The sequence below is a fragment of the Arthrobacter sp. ISL-85 genome (genome assembly GCF_018613675.1).
In the GTDB taxonomy this organism is placed as follows: Bacteria; Actinomycetota; Actinomycetes; order Actinomycetales; family Micrococcaceae; genus Arthrobacter.
The window spans coordinates 23,355-37,115 of record NZ_JAGGPQ010000018.1 but is presented as its reverse complement, the minus strand read 5'-3'; the positions used below and the strand labels follow the sequence as shown (position 1 = coordinate 37,115).

Genomic DNA, 13,761 nt, shown 5'->3' with positions numbered 1-13,761 from the left:
TAGACGCCGCCCCGGGTTGCAGAATGCAACCCCTGCCGCCTGATTACCGGGCGGCGTGGTCCGGGATTGCGGCACCCCGGACCTTCAGGGTCAGTGCGGCCAGCGCCAGCATTCCCAGCCCGGTCCAAACGAGTGTTCCGCTCCAGATCTCGGGGGAGAAACTGAGCGCGCCGTCGTGGAGCGCCACACCGGCGAAATAGGGGGCCCAGAACACGATGGGGATGAGGCCTGCCGCGGTCATGAGCCGTGCGGGGTGGCCAGGGGTGGGCCGGATTACCGCCCACACCGCTCCCACAAGGATGGAACCGGCCAGGGCAACCGGCACCAGCCAGGCGTCCCGCAGGGCAACCATGACCTGGAGGGCTGCGGAGGGGATAAGGGCCATTGCTGCGGGCACCACAAAGTGCAGGCGCCACCGCAGCGAAAGCAGCAGGACGGGTACGAAGAGGGCGAACGTCGAGACGAGGAACGTTGCCAGGGACACCATGATGCTCGAGGACGTCGGGACTGTCACCGCGGGCTGCGCCCCGGCCGCGGTTGTGTATGTCTGGATGAGCCCATGCCGGGCGAAGACCGCGAACTCCTGCAGGATGAACGCGGCAACCATTCCGGCGAGCATGGCGCTGGCTAATGCCGGTATCAGCCGGGCCCCCGGCTGGGCCGGCGCCTGCCACGCGGCTGAGAACGGTGCGCCCAGGATGAGGAAGCCGCCGGTGGCCAGGCCCAGATGGGACGGACTGAACAGCGCGCTGATGTTCTGCTCGATCCCGAACACGGAGTGCCAAGCGAAGTCGGCAACTCCGGAGGCGAGGAATAGCAAGACTCCGCCCACCGCGGGCCCGTATCCGGCGGGGACGGCGTCGGTCCACCGCGTACCGGGTGCGTGCCGGCGCCAGGTTAGCGTGGCGATCCAGACGGCGCAGGCAGCGAAGCCGGAGTAGAGGACCGCGTGCCACGGAGTGAAGAACGTCTCAAGGTTCCTGAGGTTGTTGTGGGCCCAGCCGTCAACGTAGGTCCCGGTGAGGAGCCAGACGCCGGCGACCAGGGTGATGACGTCTTCGCCGGCGGTGGTGGAACGGTGAACGGACACCGGCGGAACCGCAAAGGCGTGAGCTGCTGCTGCGTCCATAGCTCCAGAGTAGGTCGCGGCTTGGCCTGGGGCGAGAGGCAATCGTTCAGCCCGGGCGCAGGCCGCCGGCTTCTTTCAGTTCCTGCCCAGGCGGAGCACGCGTTCCTGGGCCAGCATGGCCGTCCGGCTGGCTTTGTCGGCCGCCCGCGCGGCTTGTTTCGCTTCGGCCGCGGTGGTGGCAAGCCGCTTGCGGGAGCGCTCCAGTCGTTCTTCGGCCGCCTTGAGCCGGGTCCGCAGCTCCAACGTTTCCTGCTGTAATTCGGCGATATGCGCCTTTGTCTGCTCCTCCTGGTCCTGCAGATCCGCCGCCAGGCGTGTCGCCTCCTCTTCGGCAGCCCGGGCTTCGGCAAGGGCCGCCTTGGCCCGTTCCAGCGCTGGCGGCGAGGCCGGCCGGGGAGTCTGCCGGACTGCCTCCAGCCGGGGCTTGGCGGCCGTTGCCTGGGAGCCACGTGCCGGCGTCGTCCGCGTCTTCGGCGCTGTCACCTTCGCCGCCGCCTTTGGTGCTGTGGACCTCCATGCAGCCGGGGGAGCGCCGGCGTTTCGGGCGGATGGAGCCGGAAGCAGCCCGGGGAGGGCTACCGTCCCATCCAGGTCGACGTCGTTGACGCCGTCAGCGGACAGGACCTTCAGCAGCCGGCCGCTGGCCACGGCATTGGCGGCACCGATGTCTGCCGTCAATGCCCTGAGGGTCTCCTCGACGTCGGAAGCCATCGCGTCGCCGATGGCACGGCCCTGCTCCTGGGCAACAGAGCGGGCAATGTCGACGGCGTCAGCGAGCATGGTGCGCCGCTCACGGCCCAGCTCACGGAGGGCAGGGGCGTCCAGCGAGTCCTGGGCTGCCCGCATCCGCGTACCAAGTTCGCCCAGCCCGTCCAACACGTCCGGCCGGTGCCGGGCAAGCATGTTGAGCGCCCATGCGGCGACGGAGGGTTTCGGCAGGCCTCGGACCGCTGCGGCCAGATCCTTGTCCTGGGTGGCAACCTCCTTTGCGGCCGCAGCCCGCTCGGCAACGAAGTCGTCCAATGCCCCGGCATACAGCCGATCCGCAATGTCAGCCAGGGCTTCGTCTTCCATGACGCCATCCTAGGCGCCGGGCAATCCGCGATTCTGCAGGTCCTTCCGAACCGGACTTAAGCCTTCCACATCAGGGCAGCGGCAAATGCACCCTTTTAGTCATCCGCCGGGAGGGGTACGTTTCTGGAATGGACGATTCATATCAGGTCATCGTGGTTGGCGGGGGTTTTGCCGGGAAGACGGCGGCTGAGGAGTTGGGCCGTAAGGGCGTCCGGGTTCTGCTGCTTGACGCCAACAACTACCAACAGTTCCAGCCACTCCTCTACCAGGTGGCTGCATCCCAGATCGGGGTTTCCACAGTCACCCGGCCCCTCAGATCGGAATTCCGCGGGATCAAAAGCGTCCGGGTCCTGACGGCTGAGGTGACCGCCATCGACGCGGCCAACCGCGCCGTCACCACCGCGGACGGGTCCACTTACCGGGCGCAGGCCCTGGTCATTGCCACGGGGGCAGTGCCGAACTTCTTTAACACCCCCGGCGCCGACGAGCATGCCTACCCGCTGTACTCGGTGGCGGACGCAACGAAGCTCAGCGCGGCCATCACCGCCATCATGGACGAGGCCGACCGCGAACCCGGCGCGGACGCTGACGTGATTGTGGTTGGCGGGGGGCCCACCGGCGTCGAGACCGCCGGCGCGCTGGCGGAAAACGTCAAATACCTCGTGCCCAAGTACTTCTCGCCCGAGCTGGCCGCACGATGCCATGTCCACCTCGTGGATATGGTTCCAAACGTACTTGCCGCTTTTTCGGAGAAGTCGCAGGCGTATGCGCGGGACCGCCTGACAAAACTGGGCGTTCAGCTGCACATGGGCCAGGCCGTGGGTGAAGTCCGCCCCAACGGTGTAACCCTCAAGGACGGGACCGTCATCCCTGCCCGGATTGTGGTGTGGGCCGGCGGCCTGCAGGCCGGGCGGATCATCACCGAGTCCGGCATGAAACAGGGCAGGGGCGGGCGGGTGGACGTGCATCCCGATCTGACAGTCCCCGACCTCGACGGCGTCTACGTCTTGGGCGACTCCGCCAATATCACCGACGCCACCGGGAACAAGTTGCCGCAGCTCGGGTCCGTGGCCCAGCAGTCGGGTAAGTGGGCGGCCCGGAATATCTATGCGGACCTTACCGGTGGCGTGCGGGAGCCCTTCCGTTACTGGGACAAGGGGTACATGGCCATGGTGGGACGCGGCGCAGCAGTCGCGGAACTGGGGCGCCGGCGTCTGCAACTGCAGGGTCCCCTGGCCTTCGTGTCATGGTTGGCGGTCCACCTGGCGCTGCTGCCCGGATTCCAGCAGAAAGTCAGGGCGCTGTTTTCCTGGGCCAATGGCTACGTCACCCACAGTCCGTCCCAGGTGGTGGTGGGCCGGCCGGATTAGCCGCGCGGCGTCGTTGGGCCCGGGCTGCCGCCGTCAGTTCTTCTGGAAACTTAGGAGGCGTCCCGCCACGGCCCAACCGGTAGCCTCGTAAGGGGCAGCCGCATCCGGCTCGACCACCATATGCAGGTACTCGGCGCCATGGAGGAACGCCTCCTCTGCCATCGCCGCGAACAGGCCGCGTTCGAAGGCCTCCTTCTGCGGTCCCTGGGGGAGTTCGGTGATGGCCACAGCGGCGAAATCGTCCCGCACCTGGATGCGTCCCTTGGCGACAGGGTGGTCGAAAACCGTGACCTCGACGGCGTCGTACGTCTCCATGGGTGCCAGGGCCACCTGGGAGTTGGGAGGCAACTCCACGTCCGTGTTCAGCTCGGCCGTCGGAGCCATCAGCAGGATCCGCTCGGCCACAGCGGTGAGGCCTCCGGTCGCTACGCCCTGTGCGGCGTCGGTGTCGGCGCAAAGCAGGGTGAGGCGGACGCCGGACCCGCCCGCGGCCATGCCGGCGAACTTCTCGGCGTCACGCCCCGGCCAAGCCGCCACATACTCACGTCCCGCGGACCCCTGCCCCATGCCGGCGTGGATTATGAAGCCGGCATCGATGGGATCCGCGTTGCGTTCCTGGAGGTCTGCCCAGGCGGGAACCCAACCGATTGCGGGGATGTCATGTTGTTCCGGCATGAGGAATTCCTAACGTTCAGCACCGGCCGGACAGGGGCCACCCGGTGCGGCTTGCCTGGGCTTCGCTGTCAACGTATCGGATCGGGAGGCAGCCCGCCAGCCGGAGCCGCGCGGGTCCAGTGTCCCGGGCGGAGATACCTCAGGGCAGGTACCTCAGGGCAGGTGGGCGAAGGACATTCCTGCTGCCAGAAACTTGTCCACGGCCTGTTTCACACCTTCCGCTGTTCCGCCGTTCGGGTGGTTCCCGTGGCAGATCACGACGTCCCCTGCCCGGGCCTTTCCCACCTCTTTAGCTACGACGGCGGCTGGAAAGGTTGCGCCTCCGTCGCCATTGATGCTGAAGCCCACCGGCTTCACACCCAACGCGCCCAGGATGTCCGTGGCGACGTCGTCCATGTACGCCGTGCCTGGGCGGAAATACCTGGGACGCTTGCCGATGACGCCTGCCAGGGCTTCGTCGTTCGGCATGATCTCGTCGTAGACTTCGGCCACATTCCTGGTGCCGGAAATGCCGTAGGCCGTGTTGCCGGTGGTGGACAGCGGCTTATGGGAAGTTCCGTGGTTGGCGACCTCAAAGAGCGGGTCTGCTGCCAGCTGCCGGGTCGTGGCGGGGTTGGCTGCCATCCACCGCGAATTCAGGAAGAGCGTGGCCGGGATGTGGCGTTGGCGCAACGCGTCGAGCAGTGCCTGATCGTAGCCGCTGCCGCCGGGGCCACCGCAAAAATCGAAAGTGAGGGCGATTCCCGGTGCGCCGGGCGGCAGCCGCGTGATGACGCCGGGAGCCTCCAAGCCCCAGTATTGGGCCGGGTGCTTCCCAAAAGTCTCGACAATCTGCGCGCGTGACGGCAGGGGTGCCGCGGTGCTGGGGGCGGGCTCGTCGCCGTCGGGACCGGAGTGCAGGACCGCCGAGCTGAGGTCCGGCGCGCCATCGTCGGGCACCGGCATGTCCGGTTCCCTGGATGCTTGCCTTTGGTGCGGCTGAAGGTCGGGCACCGCGGCAGACAATGTCAGCACTGCCGCCAGCAACACCGCCCTGCGGCCGGGGCCTTTCCCATCCTGGCTCAGGTGCCGCGGGACATGTGGTTCCACCGCTAAATCCCTTTTCCGGGCCGGCGTGCGGCGCGTGTCAAGCTTCCCCGGCCTTGGCCTGCGGACGTGGCGGTACCAGGATGCTGCGATATGCCGGAAATGCAGCGTCGCAGGACGCGGCGCGCGGAACAGCAGCCTGAAAGCAGGGAATCATACCGGGAGGATACCTTGGCTGCGTTGCTATTTCCTGAACCTTGCCCGGCGCCGGGGCGGCGGCCGTAATAAACGGCTGTGGCAGGGGACTTTGGTCCCTGTTACCCCGTCTACGGGGACGTTTTACTTGGAGTTTGGGATGGGCAAAGCGCCCGTCACAGGGCACCAGCTCTGATACCTGAGCACGGAGGGAACATCCAGCAATGAACCTCAAGGACCGTTGGGGCCACCTGGACCCGGCCACCCAGAAGTGGCTTATCGATAACCCGGGATGCCAGATACTTCCACGAACGATTACCGCGGTGATCTCAAAGGAAACCGGTGAGAGCCTTCCTACCGGGCTGCATGGCGAGGCAGCCATTTCCCGCGAGGACCAGGACTTCATCAGATCAAAAATAAGTGAGCAGCCAAGGACCTGACGGCTCCGGCAGCACCATCCGCTTAACCAGCGAAAAACCCCGGAAACCCCTGAAACAAGGGGCTGTCCGGGGTTTATCCCGAGCTTCCTATCAGAATCGAACTGATGACCTTTTCATTACGAGTGAAACGCTCTACCGACTGAGCTAAGGAAGCACCGCATGACATCCCGGTGGAACCGGGCGCTTCATGCAAGAGTCAACTGTAATAGAGTCCCCTCGCCCCGGTCAAAATGGGGTGGAAGGACGCAGGTGGGGCGTTCAGCACACCGTGTTGTCGGCGGGAAGCTTGCCACCCACCAGGTAGTTGTCTACGGAGTCCTCGAGGCAGCTGTTGGCCCGGCCGTAGGCGGTGTGCCCCTCGCCCTTCCATGTCAGCAGCGCAGCGTTCCCCAGCTGCTTGCGCAGGGACGCAGCCCAGTCAACGGGGGTTGCGGGATCGCCGGTGGTGCCGACAACCACGATGGGGGAGTCCCCGCTGTATTTCGCCGGCGCCGGCGTGCGGACGTTCTTGTACGGCCAGTCCGCGCATGTGGTCCCGCCGTAGGCAAAGAAGTAGCCAAGGGTTGGGGAATCCTGTTCCAGCCGCTTCTCCTCCGCCCGCATGCCCGCCGCGTCCGAAACCATGGGGTAGTCAAGGCAGTTGACCGCGTTGAACGCGAACGTCGAATTGGACGTGTACTTTCCGTCGGGCCCGCGGTCTGCGCCGAGGTCGGCGAGCCGGAGCATGAGGCTTACGTCTCCGGACATGGCGGCCTCCAACGCCTGGGTGAGGGCCGGCCAGCTCTGGTCGTTGTACAGCGGGGTAATCAGGCCGCTGACAAACGTGGTGGCATTGACCAGACGCCCGTCCTTTGCGGTGCGGGGCGTTTCCTGGACAGCGTTGATAAGGTCCCGGATCTGCTGCACGCCGGAGTCCGCGTCACCGCTCAAAGGGCACTTGCTCTGCTTCTGGCAGCTGGCAACGTAGGTGTGGAGGGCTTTTTCAAAGGCGCGGGCCTGGCCGCTGGTCAGCTCTTCATTGCTGATGGATGGGTCCAGGGCGCCATCAAGGACCATGCGGCCCACGTTGTCCGGGAAGAGCGAGGCGTAGGTGGACCCGAGGAATGTGCCGTAGGAGTACCCCAGGTAGTTGAGCTTGGTGTCGTTCACCACAGCACGGAGCACGTCCAGGTCCTTGGCAGCGCTGACGGTGTCAATGTGCGCCAGGACCGGGCCTGTTTGCGCCGCACACTGGGCGGCTATGGCCTTGTTGTCCGCCAGTGCCGCCTGCAGCCCGGTATCGGTTTCGAGGGCGTAGGTCTTGGCCCTGGAGGCGTCGCGTTCCGCATCCGTCATGCAGGTGACGGGGGCGGAGCGCTTCACACCGCGTGGATCGAAACCCACAAGATCGTAGGCGTTGCGGACGGCAGCTGAAAAATGGATTCCGGCAGCGTCCTTGACGAAGTCGTAACCGGAGGCACCCGGACCGCCCGGGTTGACCAAGAGGCTGCCGGTCTTCTTACCCGTGCTCGGCGCCCGAAGCGCGGCCAGCTGGATGGTGTCGCCGCCCGGGTTGGCGTAGTCCATGGGGACGGTCACTTTGGCGCACTGGAATTCCCCTTCGCAGGGCTGCCAGACGACCTCCTGCGAGTAGAACTTTTCCAGCCCGGCAGGAGCGGAGGCCACGATGGAAGGATCTGCCTTGGCGGTAGCCGCCTCCGGTGCGTTTTTTCCTCCACCGTTGAGGAGGCTGCACGAGGCCAGGACCATGGCCAGGGCCATGGCGCCCGCGGCGCGGATGGCTACCGGCAGGAACCTGTGGCGTGCGGGCAGGGGGCGGGCAGTCATCGGGTCTCCTTGGAGGGCTGGATCAGGCTGGCCGCCATGGACTCTATGGTCAGCAGCGGGGCAACGTTGGTGGTGGTGATGCGTTCGCGGGCTTTGTTGATGGCATCCATTCGGGCCAGCGTGGCTTCCGGAGTGGTGCGGGCGGCGAACTCCTCCAGCTCACTCCTCAACTCAACGTTGACCAATTCCACAGCGTTCCCCATCTGGATGACCAGTACGTCCCGGTAAAAAGACAGTAAGTCGGTAAGCGTCCGGTCCAGGGAATCTGTGATGGATCTCTTGGCCCGCCGCTTCTGGTCGTCTTCGAGCTGTTTTAACTGGCTGCGCATGGCTGGGGGCAAGGTTCCGGACTCCGGCGCTCCCAGGGTGGCGAGGAGGGCTGTCTTCTCCGCAGCGTCCCGCTCCTCGTTGGAACTGTTGGCCTCTGCAGTGGCAATCTTGACCAGCTTGTCCGCCATCATGACCGCTGCCGTTACGCCGCGCAGTCCGAGCGGAAAGCGGACCGTCTCCAGGCGACGTTCCCTCGCGGCAGGATCCCTGGCCAGCCGGCGGGCAATGCCCACGTGGCTTTGCGCGGCACGGGCTGCCTGTTCCGCGAGGGCAGGGTCCACGTGGTCGCGCCTGACCAAGAGGGCTGCAACGTCCGAGGCTGGCGGCAGCCGCAAGGCAACGCTGCGGCAACGCGAGCGGATAGTCACCAGGACGTCGGCCGGCGACGGCGCACACAGCATCCAGACGGTGCGGGGAGTAGGTTCCTCGATGGCCTTGAGCAGCACGTTTGTGGTGCGTTCGGCCATGCGGTCGGCATCCTCCACCACAATGATCCGCCAACGCCCCGAAGACGGCCGGTTTCCCGCCGTCGCTACCAGTTCACGGGCTTCGTCAATGGTGATAGTGACTTTTTCGGTGCGCACGAACGTCACGTCTGAATGCGTTTCGCCCAAAATGGTGCGGCATGCCTGGCACTGCCCGCAGCCACGCAGGCGCACGTCCTCCTGGTCGCAGTTCAACGCGGCCGCGAACGCCTTGGCCGCATTGGAACGGCCGGACCCCGGCGGACCTGTGAACAGCCAGGCATGCGTAAGGCTTTCACCGCTTGCGGCCTGGCGCAGTTGCTCGACGACCGCGGGCTGGCCCTGGAGGTCATCCCAAACGGTCACGATCCACCGCCATGCTGTGCTGCTCCCCGCACTGCCGGTAGTTGCACTGCATCCTGAGCTGCTGCGGGGGGAGTATCAAGCAGGGCATCGACCCGGGCGAGGATTTGCCCCGCCAACTCGTTAACCGGCAGGTGGGCCGGGAGGACCAAATATGAGGCGGGGCGGCTTGCCGCCAGGTTAAGGAAAGCGTCCCGGATCCGGGCATGGAACTCGTCAGCTTCGGATTCGAGCCGGTCTTCCGCCGCCTGGCCCACGGTCCGGCGGAGGCGCCCCAGTTGCGGGTCGACGTCGAGGAGGACCGTCAGGTGCGGCTCGAGGCCCGAGGTGGCCCACTCATTGAGGGAACGCACGGCGTCCTGGCCCAGGTCGCGGCCCGCCCCCTGGTAGGCCACGGAGGAGTCGATGTACCGGTCAGTCAGCACAATCTCGCCACGGCCGAGGGCGGGGCGGATGACCTGGCTGGCGTGGGCGGCGCGGGAAGCCGCAAAGATGAGGGCTTCCGTGTGGGCGTCGATGTCACCGTTGCCGTGGTCCAGCACCAACGACCGCAGCTTTTCGCCGACCGGGGTCCCGCCGGGCTCACGGGTACGCAGTACGGTGTAGCCCCGGGATTCCAGTGCCGCCGCCAGCCGGGCCGCCTGGGTGGACTTGCCGGCACCATCGCCACCTTCGAATGCGATGAATACGCCGGCCCTCTGTTTGTTCACTTCTCAAGCCTACCGAGGCGCGGGGACATTTTAGGCCTCCACATACTCCCTGTGCAGGACGGGTGGAAGGACCAGCGTCCACGAAGCGACACCCCTTTTCGGCCCAAATGGCAGGAACAGTACGCTTTTGCCCATGAGTCTTTCCGAACACCAGGCCGCATCCCTTTCGCCCCAGACCGTGGTGGTTGCGGCGGGGCGTCCGCCGCGCGAAAGGGACCAGCCGGTCAATCCTCCCATTACCCTTTCCTCCACTTACTTCGGGACCGGCCCGCTCGGTGATGGCGACCGGGGTTACGGCCGCTACTCCAACCCCACCTGGGATCCCTTCGAGGAAGCGCTTGGCCAGCTCGAGGCATCCACGCTGCCTGGCCTGCTCTATGCATCGGGACTGGCAGCGGTCAGCTCCGCATTGTCCCTGATCCCCGCCGGCGGTGTGCTGGTCATGCCCAACCACAGCTACTCCGGCTCCCTGGTGATGGCCTCGGAACTCGCCCAAAAGGGCTTCATTGAGCTCCGGACGGTGGACATCGCCGACACCGATGCGGTCAAGGACGCACTCGCGCCCCAAGGTCCCTCGTGCAAGGCCGCCGCCATGCTGTGGTTGGAGAGCCCCACCAACCCCATGCTCGGAATAGCGGACATGGCCGCCGTCGCAGAGGCCGCGCATGCCGCCGGCGCCATCGTCGTCACGGACAACACCTTCTCCACGCCCTTGGTGCAGCAGCCCCTGTTGCTCGGATCCGACGTCGTCCTCCACTCGGTGACCAAGTACCTGGCCGGGCACTCCGACGTCGTCCTCGGCGCGCTGGTCACCTCCAACCCTGAGATCCGGTCCGACCTGCTGCACCACCGCATCATCCACGGCGCCATCGCCGGTCCCTTTGAAGCATGGCTTGCACTGCGCGGCCTGCGGACCCTCGCCCTTCGGGTGGAGCGGTCCCAGGAGTCCGCGATGGTCCTGGCGGAACGCCTCGCCGCGCACCCGGCCATCGAATCCATCCGGTTCCCCGGGCTCGATTCCGATCCAGGCCACGTCCGCGCCAAAGAGCAGATGAAGGGGTTTGGTTCCATCATCTGCGTCCAGGTGGCGCCCACGGCAGGCCTCAGCGGTGCTGACGCGGCGGACAAACTGGTGCAGGCGCTGGATCTCTGGCTGCCTGCCACGTCCCTGGGCGGTGTGGAGTCGCTGATCGAACGCCGACGGCGGCACTCGGCCGAGCCCGTCAGCGTCCCCGAGAACCTGGTACGGCTGAGCGTTGGGGTGGAGAGCGTTGAGGACCTCTGGGCTGACCTGGAGCAGGCGCTGCACACGCTGGGCGGCTAGGCTGGGCTTGTGGACGGTCGAATAATCATTGCGTACGTGGAGCAGGCAGTCTTCTTCATCCTTGGCCTCGTGGCCCTGGGGCTTGAACTGTGGGCGTTCGTGGACTGCGCCCGGCACAAGGCCAACGCCTTCGAAGCCACCGGCAAACGGACCAAGACCTTCTGGCTTGCCCTGACCGGTGCGTCGGCTTTGGTTGGCGTGATTTCGCTGTTCGGGGCCGGCGGAGGCCTCTTCAGCACCCTGGGCCTGTTCGGTCTGGGCGCGGTTGTGGCCGCCTCCGTCTACCTGGCAGATGTCCGCCCCGCAGTGAAGGATGCAGGCCGCGGCGGCAGCCGCAACATGGGCCCGTACGGCCCCTGGTGATTCCCTAACCCAGCGGGGCCACTGCCTCCCAGTCCACCGTGAGCTCGCCAAGCCGCCATCTGGCGGGGCCGTCGTGGACCGGCCACCCGGTGTCGCGCAGGCTGCGGCACATGCCCACCCAGCGCTGCCTGTTGCCAAATGAGGCAAGCGGCGCGCTCTCAAGCCATGCCCTGTCCATCGCCTGCATGAAGGCATGCACAGGTTCACCGGGAACGTTCCGGTGGATCAGGGCTTTGGGAAGCCGCTCGGCCACTTCGGAAGGCAGGTCTAAACTGCCGAAACGCACCGAGATGCTCAGGGACACCGGGCGGTGCCGGTCGAGTGCCACCCATGTGACCCGTCGCCCGATTTCGTCGCACGTGCCGTCAACGAACAAGCCCCCGGGTGACAGCCGGTCCTGCACCAGCCGCCAGATGCCCTGCACGTCGGCTTCCTCGTACTGCCGCAGGACATTAAAGGCCCGGACCAGGACAGGACGCCCGGGAACGGGCAGTTCAAAGCCGCCCACCTGGAAGGTCAGCCGGGGACGCTGCAGCGGAAGCGCTGCCCGGACCCGCTCGGGCTCAATTTCGATCCCGCAGACCCGCACGTCGGGTCTGACGGCTGCGAGCCTTTCATAGAGTTCGACGGCGGTGGCGGGCGTTGCGCCGTAGCCCAGGTCAACCACCAGCGGGTCCGCCGCGGACCTGAGGCGCCAGGCCTGCGGTCCCGCCAGCCAACGGTCCACCCGGCGCATCCGGTTGGGGTTGGTGGTCCCGCGGGTCACATTGCCCACCGGCCGGCCCTGCCTGGCGGCGGGCCTCCGTCCGGAGAGTTGCGGGGCGTTCACCCGCTCAGCCTTTTGAACCACCGCCCAACCCTATCCCTGCCTCCGAAGCCTTGTAACGCTGGGCGGGCGGCAACCCCGCTCAGCTAGGATGAAAATCATGACTTACAAGCTGATTCTGCTGCGCCACGGCCACAGCGAATGGAACGCCAAGAACCTGTTCACCGGCTGGGTGGACGTTGACCTGAACGACCAGGGCCGCGCGGAAGCAGGGCGCGGCGGCGAGCTGCTGGTGGAGAACAACATCCTCCCGGACGTGCTCTACACCTCCCTGTTGAAGCGGGCCATCAACACCGCCAACATCGCCCTGGACAAGGCGGACCGCGGCTGGATCCCGGTCAAGCGTGACTGGCGCCTCAATGAACGCCATTACGGTGCGCTGCAGGGCAAGGACAAGGCCCAGACCCTGGCCGAATACGGTGAAGAGCAGTTCATGGAATGGCGCCGGTCCTATGACACCCCGCCGCCGCCCCTGGACGACAACAGCGAATTCAGCCAAGCCCACGACCCCCGGTATGCGGACCTGGGCGACGCCCTCCCGCGCACCGAGTGCCTGAAGGACGTCCTGGTCCGGCTCCTGCCCTACTGGGAGTCGGACATCAAGGAAGACCTCAAGGCCGGCAAGACCGTCCTGGTCACCGCCCACGGCAACTCGCTCCGCGCGCTGGTCAAGCACCTGGACGGCATCAGCGATGAAGCCATTGCCGGCCTGAACATCCCCACCGGCATCCCGCTGGTTTACGACCTCGACGGCGACTTCCAGCCCGTCAAGCCCGGCGGCACCTACCTCGATCCCGAGGCCGCCGAACAGGCTATCCTGGCCGTCGCCAACCAGGGCAAGAAATAAGACCTTAACCCGTACGACGGCGGGCTGGCCACCTCAGGTGACCAGCCCGCCGTCGAACTCCCTTGGTTTAGCTGTGTTCGGTGGCGTTGGGCTGCCACGCGCCGGTCACCAGGTAGGTCACCTTCTGGGCGACGGAGACGCCATGGTCGGCGAAGCGCTCGAAGTAGCGGCTGGCGAGGGCAACGTCCACGGTGGTGGCAGGGGACCCGGACCACTCGGGAGCTGCGATGGCCTTGAAGACGCTCAAGTGCAGGTCATTGATGGCCGTGTTCGCCTTGAGGATGTCCCTGGCCACCTCAAGGTCGCGGGTTTCCAGCAGGACCGTCAACTTGTCGGCGATCTCCTGGTCCAGTTCGGCCATCCGGTTGAACGTCCCGGTCATGGATTCCGGAATCACCGTGGAGGGATACCGCAGCCGGGCCAGCTGCGCGATGTGGCGCGCGAGGTCGCCCATCCGCTCAAGGGATGCGCTCATCCGGAGGGAACCTACGATCATGCGCAGGTCGCTGGCGACAGGACCCTGCAGCGCGAGGATGTCGATGGCCCGCTCATCCAGGCTGTTCTGCAGGAAGTCAATGCGTGCATCTGCAGCGATGACGTCCTGGGCGAGGTCCACGTCCGCCACCTGGAATGAGGTAGTGGCCTTGTCCATCGCTTCGCTGACCAGGCGGGAGATCTCCACCAGCTGGTCACCAACCTGGGTGAGCTCTTCCTGAAAAACCTTACGCACGTGGGCGTCCTTTCCTTGGAACTCCCGCCGGCCGCTCCAGGGCAGCAGGAATCGTGTCGCCAATGGGC

The 13,761-nt window shown here is 66.2% G+C and carries 14 protein-coding genes and 1 tRNA gene; 5 read left to right on the top strand and 10 right to left on the bottom strand.

The features are described 5' to 3' along the window. Positions 1 to 43: 43 nt before the first annotated feature. Both J7I84_RS14395 and J7I84_RS14390 read right to left on the bottom strand, forming a co-directional pair. On the bottom strand, positions 44 to 1,129 hold the full coding sequence (locus J7I84_RS14395; RefSeq protein ID WP_214945237.1) for a hypothetical protein: 1,086 nt from the start codon (positions 1,127 to 1,129) through the stop codon (positions 44 to 46). A gap of 75 nt (positions 1,130 to 1,204) precedes the next feature. After that, positions 1,205 to 2,203: a hypothetical protein gene (locus tag J7I84_RS14390; protein WP_214945236.1), complete on the bottom strand. Its 999-nt coding sequence runs from the start codon at positions 2,201 to 2,203 to the stop codon at positions 1,205 to 1,207. Between the two features lie 128 nt (positions 2,204 to 2,331). Between J7I84_RS14390 and J7I84_RS14385 the strand changes: the two genes are divergently transcribed. Beyond that, entirely contained in the window at positions 2,332 to 3,573 is a 1,242-nt protein-coding gene (locus tag J7I84_RS14385) for an NAD(P)/FAD-dependent oxidoreductase (protein WP_214945235.1), read from the top strand. Positions 3,574 to 3,606: 33 nt separating this feature from the next. Here J7I84_RS14385 and J7I84_RS14380 read toward each other — a convergent pair whose 3' ends face one another. Together J7I84_RS14380 and J7I84_RS14375 are read right to left on the bottom strand one after the other, a co-directional pair. Then, positions 3,607 to 4,248, bottom strand: a complete 642-nt coding sequence (locus J7I84_RS14380) for a hypothetical protein (RefSeq protein ID WP_214945234.1) — start codon at positions 4,246 to 4,248, stop codon at positions 3,607 to 3,609. Positions 4,249 to 4,401: 153 nt separating this feature from the next. Next, a complete protein-coding gene (locus J7I84_RS14375; protein WP_251046645.1) occupies positions 4,402 to 5,193 on the bottom strand; it encodes a polysaccharide deacetylase family protein in 792 nt (263 codons plus the stop codon). A 500-nt stretch (positions 5,194 to 5,693) separates the two neighbouring features. On the opposite strand from J7I84_RS14375, the gene J7I84_RS14370 reads away from it, so the two are divergent. Continuing rightward, entirely contained in the window at positions 5,694 to 5,909 is a 216-nt protein-coding gene (locus J7I84_RS14370) for a hypothetical protein (RefSeq protein ID WP_214945233.1), read from the top strand. An 81-nt stretch (positions 5,910 to 5,990) separates the two neighbouring features. Here the strand turns inward: J7I84_RS14370 and J7I84_RS14365 are convergent. The 4 genes from J7I84_RS14365 to tmk all read right to left on the bottom strand — a co-directional run bounded on the left by J7I84_RS14365 (position 5,991) and on the right by tmk (position 9,603). Then, positions 5,991 to 6,063, bottom strand: a tRNA-Thr gene (locus J7I84_RS14365). Between the two features lie 104 nt (positions 6,064 to 6,167). Continuing rightward, positions 6,168 to 7,736 (bottom strand): alpha/beta hydrolase, encoded by a 1,569-nt coding sequence (locus tag J7I84_RS14360; protein ID WP_214945232.1) that lies wholly within the window; start codon positions 7,734 to 7,736, stop codon positions 6,168 to 6,170. Continuing rightward, on the bottom strand, positions 7,733 to 8,896 hold the full coding sequence (locus tag J7I84_RS14355; RefSeq protein WP_214945231.1) for a DNA polymerase III subunit delta': 1,164 nt from the start codon (positions 8,894 to 8,896) through the stop codon (positions 7,733 to 7,735). Before J7I84_RS14355 ends, J7I84_RS14360 begins: the two co-directional genes overlap by 4 nt. Beyond that, positions 8,893 to 9,603, bottom strand: coding sequence for a dTMP kinase (gene tmk / locus J7I84_RS14350; RefSeq protein ID WP_311381147.1), 711 nt, complete (start codon positions 9,601 to 9,603; stop codon positions 8,893 to 8,895). The genes J7I84_RS14355 and tmk overlap by 4 nt, the downstream gene beginning before the upstream one ends. A gap of 133 nt (positions 9,604 to 9,736) precedes the next feature. Between tmk and J7I84_RS14345 the strand changes: the two genes are divergently transcribed. Continuing rightward, complete coding sequence (locus tag J7I84_RS14345; RefSeq protein ID WP_214945230.1) at positions 9,737 to 10,927, top strand: PLP-dependent aspartate aminotransferase family protein; 1,191 nt, start codon at positions 9,737 to 9,739, stop codon at positions 10,925 to 10,927. 9 nt (positions 10,928 to 10,936) lie between these two features. Continuing rightward, positions 10,937 to 11,290 (top strand): DUF2516 family protein, encoded by a 354-nt coding sequence (locus tag J7I84_RS14340; protein WP_214945229.1) that lies wholly within the window; start codon positions 10,937 to 10,939, stop codon positions 11,288 to 11,290. A 4-nt stretch (positions 11,291 to 11,294) separates the two neighbouring features. On the opposite strand, the gene J7I84_RS14335 is transcribed toward J7I84_RS14340, so the two are convergent. Beyond that, the gene (locus tag J7I84_RS14335; RefSeq protein WP_396020072.1) at positions 11,295 to 12,140 is read right to left on the bottom strand and encodes a class I SAM-dependent methyltransferase; all 846 of its coding nucleotides are present in this window, start codon (positions 12,138 to 12,140) and stop codon (positions 11,295 to 11,297) included. A gap of 76 nt (positions 12,141 to 12,216) precedes the next feature. Here J7I84_RS14335 and J7I84_RS14330 point away from each other — a divergent pair, with 76 nt between their 5' ends. Beyond that, the gene (locus J7I84_RS14330) at positions 12,217 to 12,963 is read left to right on the top strand and encodes a phosphoglyceromutase (protein WP_214945227.1); all 747 of its coding nucleotides are present in this window, start codon (positions 12,217 to 12,219) and stop codon (positions 12,961 to 12,963) included. 67 nt (positions 12,964 to 13,030) lie between these two features. Here the strand turns inward: J7I84_RS14330 and phoU are convergent, their stop codons facing one another. Beyond that, positions 13,031 to 13,693, bottom strand: coding sequence for a phosphate signaling complex protein PhoU (gene phoU, locus J7I84_RS14325; protein ID WP_214945226.1), 663 nt, complete (start codon positions 13,691 to 13,693; stop codon positions 13,031 to 13,033). Positions 13,694 to 13,761 lie beyond the last annotated feature (68 nt).

What these genes read in the sequence shown, in the direction of transcription:
- J7I84_RS14395 (WP_214945237.1), bottom strand. Translation starts at nt 1,129, where the DNA reads ATGGACGCAGCAGCAGCTCACGCCTTTGCGGTTCCGCCGGTGTCCGTT.
- J7I84_RS14390 (WP_214945236.1), bottom strand. Translation starts at nt 2,203, where the DNA reads ATGGAAGACGAAGCCCTGGCTGACATTGCGGATCGGCTGTATGCCGGG.
- J7I84_RS14385 (WP_214945235.1), top strand. Translation starts at nt 2,332, where the DNA reads ATGGACGATTCATATCAGGTCATCGTGGTTGGCGGGGGTTTTGCCGGG.
- J7I84_RS14380 (WP_214945234.1), bottom strand. Translation starts at nt 4,248, where the DNA reads ATGCCGGAACAACATGACATCCCCGCAATCGGTTGGGTTCCCGCCTGG.
- J7I84_RS14375 (WP_251046645.1), bottom strand. Translation starts at nt 5,193, where the DNA reads ATGCCGGTGCCCGACGATGGCGCGCCGGACCTCAGCTCGGCGGTCCTG.
- J7I84_RS14370 (WP_214945233.1), top strand. Translation starts at nt 5,694, where the DNA reads ATGAACCTCAAGGACCGTTGGGGCCACCTGGACCCGGCCACCCAGAAG.
- J7I84_RS14360 (WP_214945232.1), bottom strand. Translation starts at nt 7,736, where the DNA reads ATGACTGCCCGCCCCCTGCCCGCACGCCACAGGTTCCTGCCGGTAGCC.
- J7I84_RS14345 (WP_214945230.1), top strand. Translation starts at nt 9,737, where the DNA reads ATGAGTCTTTCCGAACACCAGGCCGCATCCCTTTCGCCCCAGACCGTG.
- J7I84_RS14330 (WP_214945227.1), top strand. Translation starts at nt 12,217, where the DNA reads ATGACTTACAAGCTGATTCTGCTGCGCCACGGCCACAGCGAATGGAAC.